The organism is Rhizobacter sp. P5_C2 (genome assembly GCF_054049715.1).
Genome location: NZ_JBFULV010000006.1, coordinates 69,297 through 91,107, shown reverse-complemented (window position 1 = coordinate 91,107; position 21,811 = coordinate 69,297). Strand labels below are relative to the sequence as shown.

Sequence of the window (21,811 nt, the reverse complement as noted above, 5' to 3'; positions counted from 1 at the left end):
CCGGAAATTGTCCGGAAAGGTCGGCATCGTAGGACCGGCAGACCCCGGCTGTCGGGGGCTGTCAGGAGGCCTTTTCAGGCAGAGGCCATTCGCGCAGACGATGCATGCCGAGGTTGTCTGAGGTAAATGCGGCGTGCGGATCAGGGCCTGGGCAGCTGGTACTCGACCGCCCGCTGGCGGCGCCGCTCGTAGAGAGCGATCAAGCCAGTCCGGTCGAGCGCCGCCTCCGCGGCCGGCCACACGCCTTGCGCTGCCAGCGCCGGGTGGTGCAGGCGCAGCGCGTCCAGCAGCCAGTCGGCGCGTTGCAGCGTCGCCGGCGTGCAGGTCTGGCCCTTCAGGTCGTCGTCGAGGTCGGTGGCATGTGAGCGCCAGCCTTCGCGCAGGTACAGGTCGGGCAGCGATCCGGCGAGCGCCGTGCGCCACTCGGCGCAGAGGCCGTCCAGCCACTGCAGCACGGTGGCCGTGGCGCCATCGGCGGCCAGCGTGCTGCGCAGGCGCTCGTAGGCCTCCAGCGCGATCGACTTCTCCATCTGGAACGCGCGCAACGCGGCATCCGCCCCGTGTTCGTTCTCCAGCCGCAGCAGCCAGCCGAACACATGGCGCGATTCGATGCGCTCGGCCAGGTGGTGCTGCGGCGCGCTGAGGCCGGTGCCGGCGCTGTTGAAGTGGCGCAGCGGGTCGAAGCGATACAGGTAGCCGTAGTCGAACAGCCAGGCCTGCCGGTCGTCGCGCAGTACGTTGCCGGGGCAGAAATCCCATTCGAAGAAGCCGGCGCGCAGCAGCGCCAGGCCGCTGTCGAACAGCTGGCGCAGGCCGGTTTCGTCCCAGTCGTTCACGCGGCTGCCGGCGATCCACGGCGACACGATCAGGCCTTGCTTCAGCGACGCGTAGACGGTCGGGCTCAGGCCGGCGCGTTGCAGCGCGGGCAGGGCGGCCATCTCGGAGCGGCGCTGCACCTCGTTGAGGAACGAGGTCTGGCCGTCGACGCCCTGCACCTTGCAGATGCTGCGGGCGCGCTTGACGGCCCAGTCGCGGCCGCGGGCGTGCACGCGGAACACCTCGGCGGTCAGGCCGCTGTCGTGCAGCTCACGCACTGCGGGGTGGCGGGCGTCGAGGTGCATCAGGTCGTCGGGCGGCAGCGGGCAATCGGCCGCATCGCCGACGACGAGGTCGCGGCCGGACGCGACCCAGTCGAGCTGGCGCTGGCGCCGCTGATGTTCGATGTCAGGAAGCGTGGTCATGGCGGGCCGGATTCTGCCGGGTGCAACGCTATAGTCAACGCGCCCTGTCAGCCGCCCGCCCGCTTCTCCGATCCGATGTCGAAACCTGTTCCCGAACGTTCGCGACTCACGCTGGCCGATGTGGCCGCGAGCCTGGGCGTGAGCCGCACGACGGTCTCGAACGCGTTCAACCGGCCGGAGCAGTTGTCGAAGGACCTGCGCGAATCGATCCTCACCCGCTCGCGCGAGCTCGGCTACTACGGCCCCGACATGATGGCGCGCGCGCTGCGCCGGCGCGAGCTGCGCGAGGTGGCGGTGGTGTTCCACCACGACCTGCGCTATGCGTTCGGCGATGAGCTGAGCCTCGACTTCCTGCGCGGCGTCACGCGCCAGCTCGACCTGCGCGGGCTGAGCCTGCAGCTGATCCCGAAGCTCGGCCGCCAGTTGCTGCTGCAGGCCGCGTTCCAGACCACCGCCGATGCGCTGATCGTGCACGCCGAGATCGGCCCCGAGGTGGTGCCGCAGGTGCAGGCGGCGCACAAGCCGATCGTGCTGGTCGACACGCAGGTGCCGGGCACGCCGTCGGTGTGCCTCGACGACCGGCAGGGCGCGGCGCTCGCGATGGGCCATGCGCTGGCGGCGCGGCCCGATGCGGTGCTGGTGATCACGTTCCCGCTCGACGATGCCGAGCGGGCGAGGGCGCTGGGCGCGGATCCGGCGCGCAGCCCGTTCGTCACGTCGGAGCGGCTGAGCGGCTACGCGCAGGCGGTACGGGCGCACGGCTTCGACGAGCGGCGCGTGGTCTGGGTGCCGGTCGACGACAGCGAGCCCGAGGCCGCGGCGGCGCAAGCCGCGCAGGCGATGCGCGAGCGGCTGGCGCCGTACCGCCGCATCGCGCTGGTCGCGATGAGCGACCGCATGGCGCTGGCGGCGCGCAGCGTGATCGTCGACTGGGCCGGGACGACGCTCGTGGCCGCGGTCGGCTTCGACGACATCGCGGCGGCCCGCGCGGCCGGGCTGACGACGATCCGGCAGAACGCGGTCGTGAAGGGCGAGACGGCGGTGCGCATCGTGCTCGATGGGGAAGAGTCGGTGCTGCTGCCGCTGGAGTTGATCGTTCGCGATACGTAGCGCGTCGCCGGCGACTACAGCCGCCCGACAAGCCGTCGTTCAGCCGGGATTGGAATGCCGGTTTCCATTGGGGTTTTGCCTGCTGAATTTGAGGGTAAACCCTCTCTTTCTCGATTCAGTTGCCCGCATAAAGTGGCGCCCAACCTGCAGAAGCATCGTCTTTGTAGTCAAACTACAACGCTCATGCGGCCGTCCTGAACCCGATCCGCATGACCGACCTCGCCACTGCACCGCGCCACGCACCCGCCGCACCCTCACGTTCCGCCCACCGGCCGGCGGCCGATTCCGCCGCCTGGTGGCGTGGTGCCGTGATCTACCAGGTCTACCCGCGCAGCTTCGCCGACCACAACGGCGATGGCATCGGCGACATCGCCGGCATCGTCGACCGGCTGCCGTACATCGCGAGCCTCGGCGTCGACGCGATCTGGGTCTCGCCGTTCTTCCGCTCGCCGATGAAGGACTTCGGCTACGACATCGCCGACTACCGCGACGTCGACCCGCTGTTCGGCACGCTGGCCGATTTCGACCGCCTGATCGCACGCACCCACGAGCTCGGCCTGAAGCTGATGATCGACCAGGTGCTGTCGCACACCTCGGACCAGCACGACTGGTTCCGCGAGAGCCGCGCGAGCCGACGCAACCCGAAGGCCGATTGGTACGTGTGGGCCGACCCGCGGCCCGACGGCACGCCGCCGAACAACTGGCTCAGCGTGTTCGGCGGTTCGGCCTGGCAGTGGGATTCGCGCCGGCGCCAGTACTACCTGCACAACTTCCTCGCAAGCCAGCCCGATCTCAATTTCCATTGCCCCGAGGTGCAGGACCAGCTGCTGGCCGACATCCGCTTCTGGCTGGAGCGCGGCGTCGACGGCTTCCGCTTCGACGCCTGCATCTTCCACTTCCACGACCAGCTGCTGCGCGACAACCCGCCGGCCGAATCGCGCGACACCCGCTCGGTCGGCGAGAGCAATCCGTACGGCATGCAGCGCCACCTGCACGACAAGACGCAGCCGGAGAACCTCGCGTTCCTGCAGCGCGTGCGGCGGCTGCTCGACGCGCACGGCGCGGCCAGCCTCGGCGAGATCGGCGACGACGATTCGCTGAAGACCATGGCCGACTACACCCGCGGCGGCGACAAGCTGCACATGGCCTACAGCTTCAACCTGCTGACCGCCGAGCGCAGCGCCGCCTACATCCGCCAGCAGGTCGAGGACCTCGAGGCGCAGATGCACGACGGCTGGGCCAGCTGGTCGTTCGGCAACCACGACGTGCCGCGCGTGCTGACGCGCTGGGGCGGCCCCGCTGCCGAACTCGCCTACGCGAAGGTCGTGACCGCGATGCTGATGAGCCTGCGCGGCAGCGTCTGCTGGTGGCAGGGTGACGAGCTCGGGTTGACCGAGGCGGAGATCCCGTTCGAGCAGGTGCAGGATCCGTACGGCCTGGCGTTCTGGCCGGAGTTCAAGGGCCGCGACGGCTGCCGCACGCCGATGCCGTGGGTGCATTCGCAGCCGCACGCCGGCTTCAGCCAGGGCCGCGCGGTGCAGCCGTGGCTGCCGGTGCCGACTGAGCATGCGGCGCGCGCGGTCGACGTCAATGAGCGCGATGCGACCTCGCCCTTGCACTTCATGCGCCGGCTGCTGGCCTGGCGGCGGCAACAGCCGGCGATGGTCAGCGGTGACATCCGCTTCATCGATGCGCCGGAGCCGGTGCTGGCGTTCGTCCGCTCGCCGGAAGCGGGCGTCGAAGGCGCGTCGCTGCTGTGCGTGTTCAACCTCGGTGGCGAGCCGATCAGCGTCGACCTCGATGCGCCGGCGAGCACCGTCGTCGCGACGCAGCTCGATGCCGCGCTGCAGGGCACCCGCAGCGGGCGGCGCTTCGCGCTGCCGGCGCACGGCCTGTATTTCGGCGAACTCGCCGCCTGACCGAAAGCCCACGATGGCCGACCTGCAACTGAAGTCGCTGCGCAAGGCGTTCGACGACGTGGTGATCCTGCCGGGGGTGGACCTGGCGGTGCGCGACGGGGAGTTCCTGGTGTTCGTCGGCCCGTCGGGCTGCGGCAAGTCGACGCTGTTGCGCTGCATCGCCGGCCTCGAAGACATCACGTCGGGTGAGCTCTACATCGGCGGCGAACTGGTCAACGACGTGCCGCCGGCCAAGCGCGGCATCGCGATGGTGTTCCAGAGCTACGCGCTGTACCCGCACATGACGGTGGCCGAGAACATGGCGTTCGGGCTGCGGCTGGCCGGGTTTTCGAAGGACGAGATGCGCACCGCGGTGCAGCGCGCGGCCCAGGTGCTGCAGATCGAGCACCTGCTGGAGCGCAAGCCCAAGGCGCTGTCGGGCGGGCAGCGCCAGCGCGTGGCGATCGGCCGCGCGATCGTGCGCAAGCCGGGCGTGTTCCTGTTCGACGAGCCCTTGTCGAACCTGGACGCGGCGCTGCGCGTGCAGATGCGCGTGGAGCTGTCGCGGCTGCACCAGGAACTCAAGACCACGATGATCTACGTGACGCACGACCAGGTGGAGGCGATGACGCTGGCCCACCGCATCGTCGTGCTGAACGCCGGGCGCATCGAACAGGTCGGCACGCCGATGGAGCTCTACCACCGGCCGGTGAATCGCTTCGTCGCCGGCTTCATCGGCTCGCCGAAGATGAACTTCATCGAGGGCACGCTTGTCGGCGTGAGCACCGGGCTGGCGCGCATCGCGCTGGCCGACGGCTCGAGCGTGACGGTCGATGCGGATGTCTCGTCGCTGGCGCCGGGGGCCAAGGTCACCGTGGGCCTGCGCCCGGAGCACGTCGACGCCAGCACGCAGTCGAGCGCCGATGCGCTGCGCGCCCACGTGCAGCTCGCCGAGCACCTGGGCGACATCACCTACCTGCACGTGACCTTGACCGGTGCCACCGAGGCGATGACGATCCGCACGGCACCCGAGAACCCGCTGAAGACCGGCGACACGGCGTACCTGAGTTTCTCGCCGCAGCGCGGCTTCCTGTTCGACGAACAGGGGCGTACGCTCTTTTCATCACCACAACAAACCCCACCCGGAGACACGACATGAACACCAAGCGACATCACCTGAAGCTGCTCGCCGGCGCCGCGGTCCTGGCCCTGGCCGGCACCGCCGCGCAGGCCGCCGAGCCCGGCAAGCTGCTGATCTGGATCAACGGCGACAAGGGCTACAACGGCCTGGCCAAGGTCGGCGAGGAGTTCACCGCCAAGACCGGCGTGCAGGTGGTGGTGGAGCACCCGGAAGATGCCCCGAACAAGTTCCAGCAGGCGGCCGCCGCCGGCAAGGGCCCCGACATCTGGATCTGGCCGCACGACCGCATCGGCGARTGGATYGCCGGYGGSCTGCTGCAGCCGGTGACGCCGAGCAAGAAGGTGCTGGCCGACCTGGACCCGCTGGCCGTCAAGGCCTTCGCGGTCGGCGGCAAGCAATGGGGCTACCCGATGTCGATCGAGGCGGTCTCGCTGGTCTACAACAAGGCGCTGGTGCCGACCCCGCCGAAGACCTTCGACGAGGTGATCGCGCTCGACAAGAAGCTGTCTGCTTCCGGCAAGAAGGCCATCCTCTGGGACTACAACAACACCTACTTCACGTGGCCGCTGCTGGCCGCGGGTGGCGGCTATCCGTTCAAGCTGAAGGCCGACGGCAACTTCGACCCGGCGGACACCGGCGTCAACAACGCCGGGGCCTTGAAGGGCGCGGAGTTGCTGAACAAGCTCGTGAAGGACGGCGTGATGACCAAGGGCGCCGGCTACGCCGAGATGGAGGCGGGCATGGCGCAGGGCAAGGTCGCGATGATGATCAACGGCCCGTGGTCGTGGGACAACCTCAAAAAGGCGAACATCGATTTCGGCGTCGCCAAGATTCCGTCGGTGAACGGCAAGAAGGCCGCGCCGTTCGTCGGCGTGCTGGGCGCGATGATCTCCAAGGCCTCGCCGAACCGCGACGTGGCGGTGGAGTTCATCGAGAACTTCATGCTCGCGCCCAAGGGCCTGAAGACGATCAACGACGACGTGCCGCTGGGCACGCCGGCGAGCAAGGCGCTGTTCGCCGAGCTGAAGAGCAACGCGAACATCCAGGCGACGATGGCCAGCGCGCAAGACGGCGCGCCGATGCCCAACAACCCGGAGATGGGGCGCTTCTGGTCGTCGATGGAGTCGGCGCTGAAGAACATGACCGAAGGCCGCCAGGCGCCGAAGGAGGCGCTGGACGCTGCGGCCAAGCGGATCACGGCCAAGTAGTCGGCACGAGATCGACAAGACGATGACGTACCGGCTGCGCCCCGGCCCGGCCCTGCTGGCGCTCGTGCTGGTGGGGGCGCTCTACGTGGTCGCGATGGTCTACGCGGCCGGGCAGACCCTGCTGGCCGCGACGATGCTCGCGATCACCGCGCTCGCGCTGTGGGTCTACAGCTCGGCCAAGACCTATGCGTGGCGGTATCTGTTCCCGGGCATCGCCGCCGCACTCGTCTTCGTCGTGTTCCCGATGGTCTACACGATGGCCATCGGGTTCACGAACTACAGCTCGCGCAACCTGCTGGAGTTCCCGCGGGCCACGCAGTACTTCCTCGATGAGACCTTCCACGGCGGCGACGGCGCGAGCTACGCGTTCACGCTGCACGAGGACGGGGCGGAGTTCAGGCTGAGGCTCGAGGACGCCGACAGCGGCAAGGCCTGGGTCAGCGGGCGGCTCGCGCTCGCGACGACCACGCCGCTGGAGGTCAAGCTCGCGCCGCAGGATCCGGCCCAGGCCCCGCTGGCCGAACCCGCGCAACTGAAGACCGTCATCGCCAAGCAGAAGAACCTGCAGGTGCTGACACTCTTGCTGCCCGACTCGCCGAACAAGCTGGTGATGACCGGCCTGCGCCAGTTCGGCGCGGTGCAGCCGCTGTACCAGCGCAACCCCGACGGTTCGCTCGTGAACCAGCAGACCCACGCGGTGCTGCGCCCGAACATGACCAGCGGCTTCTACGAGACCGAGGCCGGCGAGCGCCTGCAGCCGGGCTTCCAGGTCGGCGTGGGCTTCRCGAACTACCAGCGCATCTTCACCGACACGGCGTTTCGCGAACCCTTCGTGCGCATCTTCGTGTGGACGGTGGTGTTCTCGGCCCTCACCGTCTTCTTCGGTGCCGCGCTCGGCATGTTCCTCGCTGTCCTCTTCAACTGGGATGCGCTGCGCTTCAAGGGCCTGTACCGCACGCTGCTGTTCCTGCCGTATGCGGTGCCGGGGTTCATCTCGATCCTGGTGTTCAAGGGCCTGTTCAACAACAACTTCGGCGAGATCAACCTGATCCTCGATGCGCTGTTCGGCATCAAGCCCGCGTGGTTCTCGGACCCGACGCTCGCGAAGGTGATGCTGTTGATCGTCAACGTGTGGCTGGGCTACCCGTACATGATGGTGATCTGCTCGGGCCTGATCAAGGCGATCCCCGCCGACCTGTACGAGGCGTCGGCGGTGGCGGGTGCCGGGCCGCTGACGAACTTCTGGCGCATCACGCTGCCGTTGATATTGAAACCGCTGACGCCGCTGCTGATCTCGGCCTTCGCATTCAACTTCAACAACTTCGTGCTGATCAGCCTGCTCACCGGCGGGCGCCCCGACTTCCTGGACACGAGCGTGCCGGCCGGCACCACCGACCTGCTGGTGAGCTACACCTACCGCATCGCGTTCCAGGACTCGGGCCAGCAGTTCGGGCTCGCCGCGGCGATCTCGACGGTGATCTTCGCGATGGTGGCCGCGATCTCGCTGGTGCAGATGCGGTTCACGAAGATCTCGCGCGAYGAATCCCGATAGCRAAGCGAGGTAACCCGAGCCATGGCCATCGTCCTCGACAAGAGCCACCGCTGGCGCGTGCTGGCCGCGCATGCGTTCCTGATCGCGCTCGTGGCGCTGGTGATCTTTCCGTTCCTGATGATCCTGTCGATCTCGCTGCGCCCGGGYAACTTCGCCGCCGGCAGCCTGATCCCCGAGACCATCAGCTTCGAGCACTGGAAGCTCGCGCTCGGCATCTCGTACACCGCGCCCGACGGGCGGCTGGTGAAGCCSGACTTCCCGGTGCTGCTGTGGCTGTGGAACTCGGTCAAGGTCGCGAGCCTCACCGCGGCGATCACGCTGACGCTGTCGACCACCGCSKCSTACGCCTTCGCGCGCATGAAGTTCCGCGGCAAGCGTGCCGCGCTCGGCGGGCTGATGCTGATGCAGATGTTCCCGGCGGTGCTCGCGCTGGTGGCGATCTTCGCGATCTTCGACCGCATCGGCAGCGTGTTCCCGTTCTTCGGCATCGACAGCCATGCCTCGCTGCTGCTCGCGTACTCCGGCGGCATCGCGCTGCACGTGTGGACGATCAAGGGCTACTACGACACGATCCCGGTCGAGATCGAGGAGGCGGCCAAGGTCGATGGCGCGACGCCCTGGCAGGCCTTCCGGCTGGTGCTGCTGCCGATGGCCGTGCCGATCCTGATGGTGGTGTTCCTGCTCGCCTTCATCGGCGCGATCATCGAGTACCCGGTCGCGTCGATCCTGCTGCACGAAGAGGCCAAGCTGACGCTGGCGGTCGGGTCCAAGCTGTTCCTGTACGACCAGAAATACCTGTGGGGCGACTTCGCGGYGGCGGCCATCCTCTCCGGACTGCCGATCACGGTCGTGTTCATCCTGGCGCAGAAATGGATGATCTCGGGGCTCACCGCCGGGGGGATCAAGGGCTGAGAAGCAAGCTCCCGTCGATCCCCTTTCGGAGTGACCTCGCAGCCGCTACGATGCGCGCGGGACGAAAACATCCGACAGAAGAATTCGACGAGGAGGGCGCGACGTGATCGTCGGCATCGATCTGGGGACGACCAACAGCTTGGTGGCCGTCTGGAGGGAAGGGCAAGCGCAACTGATCCACAACGGCCTCGGCGAGGTGCTGACGCCGTCGTGCGTGAGCCTCGACGAGGACGGCTCGGTGCTGGTCGGCCGCGCCGCGCGGGAGCGGCTGCAGACGCACCCGGAACGCAGCGCCGCGCTGTTCAAGCGCTACATGGGCAGCAACAAGACCGTGCGGCTCGGCAAGCGCGAGTTCCGGCCGGAAGAGCTGTCGGCGCTGATCCTGAAAGCGCTGAAGGCCGATGCCGAGGCTTTCCTCGGCGAGCCGGTGACCGAGGCGATCATCACGGTGCCCGCGTACTTCTCCGACGCGCAGCGCAAGGCGACGCGCGCGGCCGGCCAGATTGCCGGGCTGCGCGTCGAGCGGCTGCTCAACGAGCCCACCGCCGCGGCGCTCGCCTGCGGCATCCACCTGCGCGGTGCCGAGACCCGCTTCCTGGTGTTCGACCTCGGCGGTGGCACCTTCGACGTCTCGATCCTCGATCTGTTCGAAGGCGTGATGGAGGTGCGTGCCTCGGCCGGCGACAACTTCCTCGGCGGCGAGGACTTCGTGCATGCGCTGCGCGACCTGTTCTTCCAACGACTGGCACTGCCCGAATCGCTGCGCCGCGACGAGGCCTTCATGCAGCGCCTGTCGGGCCAGGCCGAAGCCGCCAAGCGCGCGCTGAGCACGCAGCCGCGCGCGACCCTGCGGGTGCGCCGCGGCGATGACGAGCACGTGCTGGAGATCGACGAGGCCGCGCTGGAACAAGCCTGCGCACCGTTGCTCAAGCGCCTGCGCGCACCGGTGGAGCGCGCACTGCGCGATGCGAACCTGCGCAGCAGCGAACTCGACAACGTGGTGCTGGCCGGCGGCGCCACGCGCATGCCGCTGATCCGCCGGCTGGTGACGACGATGTTCGGCCGCTTCCCCGCGATCGACTTCAATCCGGACGAGGTGGTGGCACTCGGCGCGGCGGTGCAGGCCGGGCTGAAGGCGCGCGACAAGGCGCTCGACGAAGTGGTGATGACCGACGTCTCGCCCTATTCGCTCGGCGTGGAGGTCAGTGTGCGGCTGGACGATCGATCGTCGTCGCAGGGGCACTTCGATCCGGTGATCGAGCGCAACACGCCGGTGCCGGTGAGCCGCTCCAAGTCCTATGTGCCGACCACCGAGGGCCAGTCGATGATCGACCTGGAGATCTACCAGGGCGAGTCGCGGATGGTGCGCGACAACATCCACCTCGGACGGCTGCGCGTGGCGCTGCCGCACGCACCCCTGCAGGACTGCGCGGTCGACGTGCGCTTCACCTACGACGTGAACGGGCTGCTGCAGGTCGAGGCCATGGTGCGCAAGACGCAGGAGACGACGAGCCTAGTGATCGAGGGCAACCCGGGCCTGCTGTCGCCGGCCGAGGTGGCGCAGCGGTTGAAGTCGCTGGCCGAGCTGAAGATTCATCCGCGCGACAAGCTCGAGAACCGCACGCTGCTGGCGCGCGGCGAGCGGCTGTACGAGCAGCTGCGCGGTGAGCAGCGCGAGTGGCTCGGCATGCAGATCCTGCGCTTCGAGCAGCTGCTCGCGACGCAGGACGCCCGGATGATTGCAGCAGGCCGTCGCGAGTTCGAGTCGGTGCTGGAGCGCGTCGAGCGCGACAGCTACCTCGGCGACGCGCCGCAGTGACGTGACGAACCCGACAACCGGTCGCAGCATGTCGTTCCTGCATGCGCTCGACCTCGATGACGAGGCTGACGAGCGTGCCGTGCGCCGCGCCTATGCGCAGCGCCTGAGGCGCATCGATCCCGAGCTCGACCCCGACGCCTTCCAGGTGCTGCGCGGGCACTACGAGAACGCGCTGCGCTGGGTGCAGAGGCGGCGCGAGGCGGTCGACGAAGGTGCCGGGGGCGAGGTTGCGCTGGTTGCTGACGCCGCCGAGGCGCCGGAGACGCCACAGGCGCCCGGCGCGGCATCGGCCGTGGTGGACGAGGACGCCCGTATGCGGGCCCTCGGCGATGAGGTGTTCCGCGGCTTCGCGCAGCTTGCGGCGGCCGGGTTCACCGACGAAGCGGCGTGCCGGCGGGCGCTGAGCGCGGCGCTCGACGACGAGCGGCTGATCAACCTGGAGGCCCGCACGTTCTTCGAATGGCGTGTCGCGTGCCTGCTGATGGAAGGCTGGCGGCCCGGGCACGAGTTCCTGTTCGGGCCGGCCTGCCAGGTCTTCAACTGGGGGGATGACCGGCGCCGGCTGTCGCTGTTCGGGCAACTGGGCGAGGCCCTCGATGCGGCGATCACCGAGAAGCTGATCTTCTTCGGCCAGCCGCCGCACGAGTTCGACGTGCAGCGCGACCTGATCCGCCGCCTGCGCGAGGCGAAACGGCCATCGCCGGCGACACTGGTCGATCAGGCGCCGCGCCTGCGGATGCTGGTGCAGCGCTATCCGCACTGGCTGCGCATCGTGACCTCGCGCGAGAACATCGCGCAGTGGCAGGCCTGGCGCGACGAACTGCCGCCCGGTGCCGTGGCAGCGCCGACGCCGCAGGCGGAGCGCCCTGTGCCGAATCGCGACAAGGAGCCGTCCTCGGGCCTGTCGTGGTGGCCGTTCGCGATCCTGATCTTCCTCGCGCTCCGGGCGTTGTCCTTCCTCGGTCAAAGCGCGGAGGTGAAGGCGTTCCATCCCTGGACGCCCTCCACGTCTTCCACGCAGTGGCGCGCGCCGGGAGCACCGCAGCCATCGCTGATCCTGCCGGAGTCGCAGATCGCGCCGGCCCTGCCGGCTTCACCGGACACCTGGCCGCCCAAGGCCGTGCCGGCGGCATCTGCGCCGAAGTCTCGCGCGCGCGAGGTGCCCAAGCCGTCGCCTTACTCGCTCAGTTCGGGCAGCAAGGCAGTGGAAGACGCGGTGCCGGACTCGGCATGGAGCCAGCGCTCGAAGTACGAGCCGGTGCCCGAGGTCGATCCGCCGGCGGCGCCGATTCAGCGTTCCCGTTGACGGGTCTCTGTCATTGATAAACATATAGTTTACTGAAAACCTCGGTGGCGATAAACTATATGTAATGACCAAGGCTTCACCTGCGCTGTCCCAGTTGCCGCCCTCCACGGTGGCGGCGCTTGAGCGCCTGGGCGCCGACCTGGCTGTCGCACGGCTGCGTCGCAAGGAATCGTTGAAGACCTGGTCCAGGCGCATCGGCGTGAGCGTTCCGACGCTGCTGCGTCTGGAGGCCGGCGAGCCCGGCGTGAGCCTGGGCGTTCTCGCCACGGCACTTTGGTTGATCGGCCGCGACGGCGCGCTGGCCGAGTTGGCGACACCCGGGCAGGACCGTGGTGCGCTCGAACTCGACGTGCGGGCGGCTGAAACGCTGGGACAGGTGCGGGCCCAGGCCACGGCCCAGGCCAAGCTGCGGCGGGCATCGAAGCGACAGGACGAAGGAGGGTCGGACGCATGAGGCACGACGAACTGCACCTGTGGTTTCTCGCGGACCCGGCCGTTCCGCGTGCCGTGGGGCGGCTGCGCCTGGTGGACGCGGGCAAGGGGGTCTCGCTGCAGTATGGGTCCGACTGGCTGGCCGACGGTTTCCCGCTCAGCGAAGACCTGCCGCTCGTCGACATCGAGCACCTGCCGCGCTGGAAGGGCATGGCCGTCGGTGCCGTCGACGATGCGCGTCCCGATCGATGGGGCGAGCGCGTCATCCAGTACATCGACAAGCCGGCGCGCCTGTCGCTGATGGAGTATCTGTTCTACGCCGGCGACGACCGCTTCGGCGCGCTCGGCGTGTCGACCTCGGCGCAGGCCTACCTGCCGCGCGCGAAGAGCCCGGTGCCGCGGCTGGCGCAGGCGCAGGCGCTCAGCGAGGTCGTCCACAAGGTCAGCGACCGCGAGCCGCTCAACGCGATCGAGCGCGGCATGCTGGCTGCCGGCGGCAGCTTCGGCGGCGCCAAGCCGAAGGCGCTGATCGACATCGACGGCGAGCAGTGGGTCATCAAGTTCTTCAACAACGAACCGGTCGACGTGCCGCTGATCGAGCATGCGTCGATGACGCTCGCGGCGCAGGCCGGCATCACGGTCGCCGAGACCCGCGTGCTGCGGCTGGCCGGCGAGAACGCGCTGGCGGTGCGCCGCTACGACCGCGACGGCGCGCTGCGCATCCACTGCATCTCCGCCGGCACGGCCTTGCGCGCGCAGGCGGTGGCCGGGCGCGAGCCGGAACTGGGCTACCCCGCGCTGGCCCAGTTGCTGCGCCGCGCCGGTGTGGGGGACGACGGGCTCAACCTGCTCGACATGCAGGAGCTGTTCCGCCGCATGGTCTTCAACATCCTGATCGACAACACCGACGACCACGAGAAGAACCACGCGCTGCGGGTGGTGGCGCCGGCGCGGCAGGGTCGCTACCGCCTCGCGCCGGCGTACGACGTGCTGCCGACGAACTCGGGCCAGGGGTTTCAGGAATTCATCGTCGGCGCGGCGCAGCGGGATTCGACGCTGGCGAACGCGATGTCGCAGTGCGAGCTGTTCGGCCACACGCCGGCACAGGCGGCGGCCGAGGTCGTGCGCGTGATCGGGGTGGTCGATGGGTGGCGGGCGCACTTCGCGGTCTGCGGTGTCACAGAGGCTGATCTCGACAGCTTGGCGGAGCGCATCGATGGGGAGCCGTTGCTCGCCCAAAGGCGGGACTTCGACCCCGCGACGCATGCGGTACCGACCCGTCCAGTGCGGAGGCGCAGCCCGTTTGCGAGGTAATGCGTCACGGCGCGACATCCTCGCCGGTCCGCGCGCAGGGTGAGTCCCTCCTCACCCAAAGCTTTCACAGCCGCCCGCAAGTCCTTGCTTTTACAACTGTTTTCACTTGGCCTGATTTCACAGTCTGCTCTAAGTTCTTGATTTCATTGATTTTTTCTTACAAGTCTCATTGACCTTATCGAAACCATCCGCTAGAGTGGTGCAAAGTGCACTTTAGTGGGTTTTCGTGGGAAGGTCGGTGTGGCGGAATTTGGTTTTCAGGGCAGCTCAGCGTTGACGCTGGATGGGAAGGGGCGGATCACCGTCCCGGCCCGCCAGCGCGATGTCCTGCTCGCCGATGCCGGCCCGCAGCTCACCCTCACCAAGCACCCGGCCGGCTGCCTGCTGGTGTTTCCGCGCCCGGTGTGGCTGGCCTTCCGCGAGCGCCTCGTCGCGCTGCCGATGTCGGCCGACGGCTGGAAGCGCATCTTTCTCGGCAGCGCGATGGACGTCGACATCGACGCCTCCTCCCGCGTGCTGATCTCCCCCGAACTGCGTGCCGCCGCCCGCCTGACCAAGGACGTGCTGCTGATGGGCATGGGCAGCAGGCTGGAACTGTGGGATCCGCTCGTCTACGCTGAACAGGAAGCCAAGGTCCTGCAGTCCGAGATGCCGGATTCGCTTCGGGACTTCCAGGGCTAGACGCCATGACCCGCAGTACCGACAGCTTCCAGCACCAGACCGTCCTGCTCGACGAGGCCGTCGACGGCGTGCTCACGCGCCCCGACGGCATCTACGTCGACGGCACCTTCGGCCGTGGCGGCCACTCGCGCCTGCTGCTCGGGCGGCTCGCTCCGCAAGGAAGGCTGGTGGCGATCGACCGCGATCCGGATGCCATCGCCGCTGCAGCGTCGGGCGCCACGCGGGTCGATGACCCGCGTTTTTCCATCCACCACGCGCCTTTCGGCGGCATGTCGGATGTGCTGGCCGAACTCGGCATCGCACAGGTCGACGGCGTGCTGCTGGACCTGGGCGTCTCGTCGCCCCAGATAGACAACCCCGAACGTGGCTTCAGCTTCCGTTTCGACGGACCGCTGGACATGCGCATGGACACGACCCGCGGCGAAAGCGCCGCGGATTTTCTGGCCCGCGCCGACGAGCGCCACATTGCAGAGGTGGTACGCGACTATGGGGAAGAACGGTTTGCTGTATCGGTTGCAAAGGCGCTTGTTGCTCGGCGCGAGAGCGGGCATCCAGTTCGCACCACCGCAGAGCTTTCCCACGTCGTGGCTGGTGCGGTCAAGACCCGCGAGCCGGGCCAGGATCCTGCAACGCGCACATTTCAAGCTCTTCGGATTTTCGTCAACGCCGAGCTTGAGGAACTCCAACAGGGGCTGAACGCGGCCCTCGGATTGCTGGCGCCGGGCGGCAGGCTCGTCGTGATCAGCTTCCATTCGCTCGAAGACCGCATCGTGAAGAACTTCATCGCGCGCGAAAGCAAGAGCGAGTTCGACCGCCGCGCGCCGTTCGCGCCCGAAAAGCCGAGCCGGCTGGCGGCGATCGCCCGCGTGAAGCCGTCCGAGACCGAGGTGCGCGCCAACCCGCGCTCGCGCTCGGCCATCATGCGCATCGCCGAGCGCACCGAGGTGCCGGCATGACGCGCGTGAACCTGCTGCTGCTCGTCGCGCTGATCGCCAGCAGCATCTACCTGGTGCGTGTTTCGTACGACGCGCGCCGGCTGTTCGCCGAGGTCGACCGCGCCACCACCGAAGCGCACCAGCTCGAGATCGAGCACGAGCGCCTGCTGGCCGACAAGCAATCGCAGGCGACGCCGCTGCGCGTCGAACGCGTCGCGCGCGACAAGCTCGCGATGCGCAATGCCACGCCGGCCGTCACGCAGTACGTCGCCTGGGCGCCCGCCGCCTCGGGGGTCGCCAAATGAGCTGGATCGACAAGATCCGCCAGCTCCGCGGCGACACGCGGCCGAACCCGGCGCGCGCCGGCGCGGTCAACGTGCGCAGCGTGATGTATTCGACCAGCCCGCTGCTCGCGTCGAAGACGCCGCCGTGGCGCTCGAAGTTCCTGGTCGGCCTGGTCGGCCTGGGCTTCTGCGTGCTGGTCGGCCGCGCGGTCTACGTGCAGATCATCGGCAACGACTTCTTCCTGAAGCAGGGCGAGATCCGCTACGCGCGCACGCTCGACCTGTCGGCCAGCCGCGGGCGCATCATCGACCGCAACGGCATGATCCTCGCGTCCAGCGTGCCGGCGCCGTCGCTGTGGGCGATCCCGAAGGAGTTCGAGGCCGACAAGAAGCAGCGCGCCCAGCTCGCGAAGCTGCTCGGCTACACGCCGGCCGAACTGGCCGGCAAGCTCGACGACAGCCCGAACTTCGTCTGGCTGCGCCGCCAGGTCGACGAGCAGCTCGCGAAAGACGCGCTCGGCCTGGGCATCAAGGGCCTGTTCCAGGTGCGCGAGTTCAAGCGCAAGTACCCCGAGGGCGAGGCCGCGGCGCACGTGGTCGGCTTCACCAATGTGGAAGAGAACGGCCAGGAAGGCATCGAGCTCGCGTTCCAGAAGGAGCTGCAGGGCCGCAACGGCACGCGCCGCGTCGTGAAGGACCGGCTCGGCCGCGTCGTCGAGGACATCGGCGAAAGCGTCGCGCCCATCGACGGCCGCGACATCGAGCTGTCGATCGATTCGAAGGTGCAGTTCTACGCCTACCAGCGCATCCGCGACGCGGTGACCGAGAACAAGGCCAAGGCCGGCAGCGTCGTCGTGCTCGACGCGCAGACCGGCGAGGTGCTCGCGCTGTCGAACTTCCCGAGCTACGCACCCGGCGACCGCAAGAACCTCTCCGGTGCGCAACTGCGCAACCGCGCGCTGACCGACACCTTCGAGCCCGGCTCGACGATGAAGCCGTTCATCGCCGCGTGGGCGCTCGAGACCGGCCGCGTGACGCCCGACACCGTGCTGCAGACCTCGCCCGGCCGCCTGAACTTCGCCGGCTCGGTGATCACCGATTCGCATGCGCACGGCGACCTGACGGTGTCGCAGACGATCCAGAAATCGAGCAACGTCGGCGCGGTGCGCATGGCGATGCAGTTCCAGCCGCGTGAGATGTGGGAGCTGTACTCGCAGGTCGGCTTCGGCCAGAAGCCGCAGATCGGCTTCCCCGGCGCGGTGACCGGCCGGCTGCGCCCGTACAAGTCGTGGCGGCCGATCGAGCAGGCGACGATGAGCTACGGCTACGGGCTGTCGGCCTCGCTGTTCCAGATCGCGCGCGCCTACACGGTGTTCGCGCACGACGGCGAGCTGATCCCGGTGTCGCTGGTCAAGAACCGGCAGGTCGACACGCCGACGCCGGCCGGCATCCGCGTGATCTCGCCGAAGGTCGCCAAGCAGGTGCGCGAGATGATGCACCTGGTCACGCTCGAAGGCGGCACCGCCCCGAAGGCGCAGGTGCCGGGCTACTCGGTGGGCGGCAAGTCGGGCACCGCGTACAAGCAGGAAGGCAAGGGCTACGCGGAGAAGAAGTACCGCTCGTGGTTCGTCGGCCTCGCGCCGATCAGCAAGCCGCGCATCATCGTCGCGGTGATGGTCGACGAGCCGAGCAACGGCAAGTATTTCGGCGGCGACGTGGCCGCGCCGGTGTTCAGCGAAGTCGTTCAGCAAACCTTGCGCTCGATGGGGGAACCCCCCGACATCGAGGTGCGGCCGCAGATCGTGACCCACGCGCTGCAGGCCGAGGAAGAGAGTTTCTGATGAGCCAGGTTCCAGCCCTCATCCACCACGCGAGCGTCGAGTCGGCGCTCGCGTGGCTGCTTGCGCACGGCGTGCGCGGGCTCGCGACCGACAGCCGCCGCGTGCGGCCGGGCGACGCCTTCATCGCGTGGCCGGGCTATGGCGTCGACGCGCGGCAGTTCGTGCCGCAGGCGCTGGCCGCCGGCGCGGTGGCCTGCCTGGTCGAGGCCGAGGGCGCGACCGCGTTCGAGCTCGATGCCTCGAAGGTCTCGGCGATGCCCGACCTGAAGGCCGCCACCGGCGAGCTGGCGAGCGCCTTCTTCGGCGCGCCGAGCGCGCGGCTGCGCGTCGTTGCGAGCACCGGCACCAACGGCAAGACCTCCACCGCGTGGTGGATGGCGCAGGCGCTGAGCCTGCTCGGCAAGCGCTGCGGCGTGATCGGCACGCTCGGCGTCGGCGAGCCGCCGTCCAGCGCGGTGCCCGACGCGCAGGTGGTGTCCACCGGCCTGACCACGCCCGACCCGGTGACGCTGCAGTCGGCGTTCCGGCAGTTCGCGGACGAGGGCTTCTCGGCCTGTGCGATCGAGGCCTCGTCGATCGGCGTCGTCGAGCAGCGGCTGGCCGGCACGCACGTCGAGGTCGCGCTGTTCACCAATTTCACGCGCGACCACCTCGACTACCACGGCACGATGGACGCCTACTGGGCCGCCAAGCGCCAGCTCTTCTCGTGGCCGGGGCTGCGCGCCGCGGTGCTGAACGTCGACGACGAGCAGGGCGCGTCGCTGGTAGGCGAGCTGGCCGGCGGCGGGCTCGACCTGTGGACCTACAGCGCGCGCGACGTGGCCCGGCTGCGCGCGCAGGACATCCACTACGCCGACGGCGGTCTCGTCTTCGCGTTGAAAGAGGGCGACGAGGCCATCGACGTGCACAGCCGCCTGATCGGCGACTACAACGTGTCGAACCTGCTGGCGGTGGTCGGCGGGCTGCGGGCGATGGGCCACGCGCTGGCCGACATCGTCGCGGTGGTGCCCGAGCTGAGCGCGGTGCCGGGGCGCATGGAGCGCGTCGATGCCGAGCCGACCCAGCCGGTCGTGGTGGTCGACTACGCCCACACGCCCGACGCGCTCGAGAAGGCGCTGTACGCGCTGCGCCCGTTCGCCCGCGAGCGCGGCGGCCTGCTGTGGGTGGTGTTCGGCTGCGGCGGCAACCGCGATGCGACCAAGCGCCCGCTGATGGGCGGCATCGCCGAGCGGCTGGCCGATCGCGTCGTCGTGACCAGCGACAACCCGCGCAACGAATCGCCGGCGCAGATCCTGCGCGAGATCGTCGAAGGCATGGCAAACCCGCTGAACTCGACCGTGCTCGAAGACCGCCGCGCGGCGATCGCGCATGCGCTGCACCACGCCGGCGGGCGCGATGTGGTGCTGATCGCCGGCAAGGGCCACGAGGCCGAGCAGGAGATCGCCGGCGTCAAGCACCCGTTCTCCGATGTGCTGGAAGCGCAGGCGATGCTGGCGGTGCTCGACCCCGAGCCGGCGCCGTCCGCACCCGTCCCGCTGGAAGGAGGCGCGCCATGATGACGCTCGCGCAAGCCCACGCGATGCTGCCCGGCTCGACGCTGGTCGGCGACGGCGCCGTGCCGATCGCGCGGGTGCACTCCGACACCCGCACGCTGCAGCCGGGCGACCTGTTCGTCGCGCTGCGCGGCGAGCGCTTCGATGCGCACGACTTCATCGCGCAGGCCCAGGCGGCCGGGGCGGTCGCGGCGATCGCCGAGCGCGGCCTGGCCGTCGATGGCACCGGCCTGCCCGGCCTGCTGGTGGCCGACAGCAAGGCCGCCCTCGGCGAGCTGGCCGCCGCCTGGCGCGCGCGTTGCGCGCTGCCGCTGATCGCAGTGACCGGCAGCAACGGCAAGACCACCGTCACGCAGATGCTGGCATCGGTGCTGCGCGCCTGGCTCGGCGAGGCGGCGTTCTCGACGCAGGGCAACTTCAACAACGACATCGGCGTGCCCCTGACGCTGCTGCGGCTGCGCCAGGACGACACCTGCTGGCACCGCGCCGGCGTTGTCGAGCTGGGCATGAACCACCCGGGCGAGATCGCCGCGCTGGCCGCGATGACCGCGCCCACCGTCGCACTCGTCAACAACGCGCAGCGCGAGCACCAGGAGTTCATGGCCACCGTCGAGGCGGTGGCGCGCGAGAACGGCACGGTGATCGAGGCCTTGCCGCCGACCGGCGTCGCGGTGTTCCCGGCCGACGACGACTACGCGCCGGTCTGGCATGCGCTGGCCGCGACGCGCCCGACGCTGACCTTCGCGCTGCACGGCGCGGCCGACGTGACCTGCGATGCCGAATGGCTCGACGACCACTGGTCGCTGATGCTGCACACGCCGGCCGGTTTCCACACCGTCGACCTGCGCATCGCCGGCCGCCACAACGTGAAGAACGCGCTGGCCGTCACCGCCTGCGCGCTGGCCGCCGGCTGCCCGCTCGAATCGATCGCCGAAGGGCTGGCGGCGTTCGAGCCGGTCAAGGGCCGCTCGCAGCTGAAGACGGCGCAGGTGCACGGCCAGCCCGTCACGCTGGTCGACGACACCTACAACGCGAACCCCGATTCGGCGCGTGCTGCGGTCGAGGTGCTGGCGCAACTGCCCGGCCCGCGCTGGCTGCTGCTGGGCGACATGGGCGAGGTCGGCGACCAGGGTCCGGCCTTCCACCGCGAGATCGGTGCGTTCGCGCAGGCGCGCGGCGTCGAATCGCTGTGGACGGCCGGCACGCTGAGCCGCCACGTGGCCGAGGCCTTCGCCGGCGCGCGCCACTTCGACGACGTGGCCGCGCTGATCGCCGCGCTGCCCGCGGCACCGGCCTGCGCCGCGGTGCTGGTGAAGGGCTCGCGCTTCATGAAGATGGAACAGGTGGTGGCCGCGTTGCAGCGCAGCGGCACCGATGTACCGACCAGAGGATCGAACGATGCTGCTTAGTCTTGCCCAGTGGTTGCAGGGTGCCTACCCCGACCAGCTCGGGTTCCTGCGGGTGTTCCAGTACCTGACGATGCGCGCGGTGCTGGCGGCGATGACCGCGCTGCTGATCGGCCTCGCGTTCGGGCCGATGGTGATCCGCCGGCTGAGCGCGCTGAAGATCGGCCAGCCGATCCGCGAGTACGGCGTGCAGTCGCACCTGAGCAAGAGCGGCACGCCGACGATGGGCGGCGTGCTGATCCTGCTGGGCATCGGCATCTCGACGCTGCTGTGGTTCGACTGGAGCAACCGCTTCGTCTGGATCGTGATGCTGGTGACGCTCGGCTTCGGCGCAATCGGCTGGGTCGACGACTGGCGCAAGGTGGTGCACAAGAACCCCGAGGGCATGCGCTCGCGCGAAAAGTATTTCTGGCAATCGCTGATCGGGCTGGTGGCGGCGCTGTACCTGGCGTTCAGCGTGTCCGAGACCTCGAACCTGCGCGTGCTGGAGCTGTTCCTGCGCTGGGTGCAGAGCGGCTTCTCGAACGACCTGCCGCCCAAGGCCGACCTGATGGTGCCGTTCTTCAAGAGCATCAGCTACCCGCTCGGCGTGTTCGGCTTCATCATCCTCACGTATCTCGTGATCGTCGGCAGCAGCAACGCGGTGAACTTCACCGACGGGCTGGATGGCCTGGCGATCATGCCGGTCGTGATGGTCGGCTCGGCGCTGGGCGTGTTCGCCTACGTCACCGGCAGCTCGGTGTACTCGAAGTACCTGTTGTTCCCGTACATCCCGGGCTCGGGCGAGTTGCTGATCTTCTGCTCGGCGATGGCCGGCGCGGGGCTCGCGTTCCTGTGGTTCAACACCCACCCGGCGCAGGTCTTCATGGGCGACGTCGGTGCGCTGTCGCTGGGCGGCGCGCTCGGCACGATCGCGGTGATCACGCGCCAGGAGATCGTGCTCGCGATCATGGGCGGCATCTTCGTCGCCGAGGCGCTGTCGGTGATGCTGCAGGTGGTCTGGTTCAAGTACACGAAGAAGCGCTATGGCGAAGGCCGGCGCATCTTCAAGATGGCGCCGCTGCACCACCACTTCGAGAAGTCGGGCTGGAAGGAGACGCAGGTCGTCGTGCGCTTCTGGATCATCACGATGCTGCTCTGCCTGGTCGGGCTCGCGAGCCTGAAGCTGCGGTGAACGC

Annotated in this window: 18 protein-coding genes; 17 read left to right on the top strand and 1 reads right to left on the bottom strand. The window is 68.9% G+C overall.

Features of this window, described 5'->3' with window-relative positions; all coding sequences use genetic code 11:
* Positions 1 to 140 precede the first annotated feature (140 nt).
* On the bottom strand, positions 141 to 1,241 hold the full coding sequence (locus ACXJLU_RS03615) for a protein kinase family protein (protein ID WP_457329112.1): 1,101 nt from the start codon (positions 1,239 to 1,241) through the stop codon (positions 141 to 143).
* A 75-nt stretch (positions 1,242 to 1,316) separates the two neighbouring features.
* Between ACXJLU_RS03615 and ACXJLU_RS03610 the strand changes: the two genes are divergently transcribed.
* The 17 genes from ACXJLU_RS03610 (at position 1,317) to mraY (ending at position 21,807) form a co-directional block, all read left to right on the top strand.
* Entirely contained in the window at positions 1,317 to 2,351 is a 1,035-nt protein-coding gene (locus ACXJLU_RS03610) for a substrate-binding domain-containing protein (RefSeq protein WP_457329111.1), read from the top strand.
* A 209-nt stretch (positions 2,352 to 2,560) separates the two neighbouring features.
* Positions 2,561 to 4,270: an alpha-glucosidase gene (locus tag ACXJLU_RS03605; protein ID WP_457329110.1), complete on the top strand. Its 1,710-nt coding sequence runs from the start codon at positions 2,561 to 2,563 to the stop codon at positions 4,268 to 4,270.
* Positions 4,271 to 4,283: 13 nt separating this feature from the next.
* The gene (locus ACXJLU_RS03600) at positions 4,284 to 5,408 is read left to right on the top strand and encodes an ABC transporter ATP-binding protein (RefSeq protein WP_457329109.1); all 1,125 of its coding nucleotides are present in this window, start codon (positions 4,284 to 4,286) and stop codon (positions 5,406 to 5,408) included.
* Positions 5,405 to 6,598 carry a maltose/maltodextrin ABC transporter substrate-binding protein MalE gene (gene malE / locus ACXJLU_RS03595; protein WP_457329107.1) on the top strand — a complete coding sequence of 398 codons (1,194 nt, stop codon included), beginning with the start codon at positions 5,405 to 5,407 and terminating at the stop codon, positions 6,596 to 6,598. Before ACXJLU_RS03600 ends, malE begins: the two co-directional genes overlap by 4 nt.
* Before the next feature lie 22 nt (positions 6,599 to 6,620).
* Positions 6,621 to 8,150 (top strand): maltose ABC transporter permease MalF, encoded by a 1,530-nt coding sequence (malF, locus tag ACXJLU_RS03590; protein ID WP_457329106.1) that lies wholly within the window; start codon positions 6,621 to 6,623, stop codon positions 8,148 to 8,150.
* 21 nt (positions 8,151 to 8,171) lie between these two features.
* A complete protein-coding gene (gene malG, locus ACXJLU_RS03585; RefSeq protein ID WP_457329105.1) occupies positions 8,172 to 9,062 on the top strand; it encodes a maltose ABC transporter permease MalG in 891 nt (296 codons plus the stop codon).
* A 103-nt stretch (positions 9,063 to 9,165) separates the two neighbouring features.
* Positions 9,166 to 10,881 carry a molecular chaperone HscC gene (locus tag ACXJLU_RS03580; protein ID WP_457329104.1) on the top strand — a complete coding sequence of 572 codons (1,716 nt, stop codon included), beginning with the start codon at positions 9,166 to 9,168 and terminating at the stop codon, positions 10,879 to 10,881.
* Between the two features lie 28 nt (positions 10,882 to 10,909).
* Positions 10,910 to 12,187 carry a hypothetical protein gene (locus ACXJLU_RS03575; RefSeq protein ID WP_457329103.1) on the top strand — a complete coding sequence of 426 codons (1,278 nt, stop codon included), beginning with the start codon at positions 10,910 to 10,912 and terminating at the stop codon, positions 12,185 to 12,187.
* A 64-nt stretch (positions 12,188 to 12,251) separates the two neighbouring features.
* Positions 12,252 to 12,641, top strand: coding sequence for an XRE family transcriptional regulator (locus tag ACXJLU_RS03570; RefSeq protein WP_457329102.1), 390 nt, complete (start codon positions 12,252 to 12,254; stop codon positions 12,639 to 12,641).
* Positions 12,638 to 13,933, top strand: coding sequence for a type II toxin-antitoxin system HipA family toxin (locus ACXJLU_RS03565; RefSeq protein WP_457329101.1), 1,296 nt, complete (start codon positions 12,638 to 12,640; stop codon positions 13,931 to 13,933). The genes ACXJLU_RS03570 and ACXJLU_RS03565 overlap by 4 nt, the downstream gene beginning before the upstream one ends.
* Positions 13,934 to 14,173: 240 nt before the next feature.
* Positions 14,174 to 14,614 carry a division/cell wall cluster transcriptional repressor MraZ gene (locus tag ACXJLU_RS03560; protein ID WP_073468264.1) on the top strand — a complete coding sequence of 147 codons (441 nt, stop codon included), beginning with the start codon at positions 14,174 to 14,176 and terminating at the stop codon, positions 14,612 to 14,614.
* A 5-nt stretch (positions 14,615 to 14,619) separates the two neighbouring features.
* Positions 14,620 to 15,570, top strand: coding sequence for a 16S rRNA (cytosine(1402)-N(4))-methyltransferase RsmH (gene rsmH / locus ACXJLU_RS03555; protein ID WP_457329100.1), 951 nt, complete (start codon positions 14,620 to 14,622; stop codon positions 15,568 to 15,570).
* On the top strand, positions 15,567 to 15,854 hold the full coding sequence (gene ftsL / locus ACXJLU_RS03550) for a cell division protein FtsL (protein WP_457329099.1): 288 nt from the start codon (positions 15,567 to 15,569) through the stop codon (positions 15,852 to 15,854). The genes rsmH and ftsL overlap by 4 nt, the downstream gene beginning before the upstream one ends.
* Entirely contained in the window at positions 15,851 to 17,674 is a 1,824-nt protein-coding gene (locus ACXJLU_RS03545; RefSeq protein ID WP_457329098.1) for a peptidoglycan D,D-transpeptidase FtsI family protein, read from the top strand. The genes ftsL and ACXJLU_RS03545 overlap by 4 nt, the downstream gene beginning before the upstream one ends.
* Positions 17,674 to 19,230: a UDP-N-acetylmuramoyl-L-alanyl-D-glutamate--2,6-diaminopimelate ligase gene (locus tag ACXJLU_RS03540; RefSeq protein ID WP_457329096.1), complete on the top strand. Its 1,557-nt coding sequence runs from the start codon at positions 17,674 to 17,676 to the stop codon at positions 19,228 to 19,230. The genes ACXJLU_RS03545 and ACXJLU_RS03540 overlap by 1 nt, the downstream gene beginning before the upstream one ends.
* Positions 19,227 to 20,636 (top strand): UDP-N-acetylmuramoyl-tripeptide--D-alanyl-D-alanine ligase, encoded by a 1,410-nt coding sequence (locus ACXJLU_RS03535; protein ID WP_457329095.1) that lies wholly within the window; start codon positions 19,227 to 19,229, stop codon positions 20,634 to 20,636. The genes ACXJLU_RS03540 and ACXJLU_RS03535 overlap by 4 nt, the downstream gene beginning before the upstream one ends.
* Positions 20,626 to 21,807: a phospho-N-acetylmuramoyl-pentapeptide-transferase gene (gene mraY, locus ACXJLU_RS03530; protein ID WP_073468258.1), complete on the top strand. Its 1,182-nt coding sequence runs from the start codon at positions 20,626 to 20,628 to the stop codon at positions 21,805 to 21,807. Before ACXJLU_RS03535 ends, mraY begins: the two co-directional genes overlap by 11 nt.
* Positions 21,808 to 21,811: the final 4 nt, after the last annotated feature.

Excerpts from the sequence above, each read along its gene's own strand:
- ACXJLU_RS03615 (WP_457329112.1), bottom strand. The coding sequence starts at position 1,241 with ATGACCACGCTTCCTGACATCGAACATCAGCGGCGCCAGCGCCAGCTC.
- mraY (WP_073468258.1), top strand. The coding sequence starts at position 20,626 with ATGCTGCTTAGTCTTGCCCAGTGGTTGCAGGGTGCCTACCCCGACCAG.
- ACXJLU_RS03575 (WP_457329103.1), top strand. The coding sequence starts at position 10,910 with ATGTCGTTCCTGCATGCGCTCGACCTCGATGACGAGGCTGACGAGCGT.
- ACXJLU_RS03540 (WP_457329096.1), top strand. The coding sequence starts at position 17,674 with ATGAGCCAGGTTCCAGCCCTCATCCACCACGCGAGCGTCGAGTCGGCG.
- ACXJLU_RS03605 (WP_457329110.1), top strand. The coding sequence starts at position 2,561 with ATGACCGACCTCGCCACTGCACCGCGCCACGCACCCGCCGCACCCTCA.
- ACXJLU_RS03600 (WP_457329109.1), top strand. The coding sequence starts at position 4,284 with ATGGCCGACCTGCAACTGAAGTCGCTGCGCAAGGCGTTCGACGACGTG.
- rsmH (WP_457329100.1), top strand. The coding sequence starts at position 14,620 with ATGACCCGCAGTACCGACAGCTTCCAGCACCAGACCGTCCTGCTCGAC.
- ftsL (WP_457329099.1), top strand. The coding sequence starts at position 15,567 with ATGACGCGCGTGAACCTGCTGCTGCTCGTCGCGCTGATCGCCAGCAGC.
- ACXJLU_RS03535 (WP_457329095.1), top strand. The coding sequence starts at position 19,227 with ATGATGACGCTCGCGCAAGCCCACGCGATGCTGCCCGGCTCGACGCTG.
- ACXJLU_RS03610 (WP_457329111.1), top strand. The coding sequence starts at position 1,317 with ATGTCGAAACCTGTTCCCGAACGTTCGCGACTCACGCTGGCCGATGTG.
- ACXJLU_RS03545 (WP_457329098.1), top strand. The coding sequence starts at position 15,851 with ATGAGCTGGATCGACAAGATCCGCCAGCTCCGCGGCGACACGCGGCCG.
- ACXJLU_RS03565 (WP_457329101.1), top strand. The coding sequence starts at position 12,638 with ATGAGGCACGACGAACTGCACCTGTGGTTTCTCGCGGACCCGGCCGTT.
- ACXJLU_RS03570 (WP_457329102.1), top strand. The coding sequence starts at position 12,252 with ATGACCAAGGCTTCACCTGCGCTGTCCCAGTTGCCGCCCTCCACGGTG.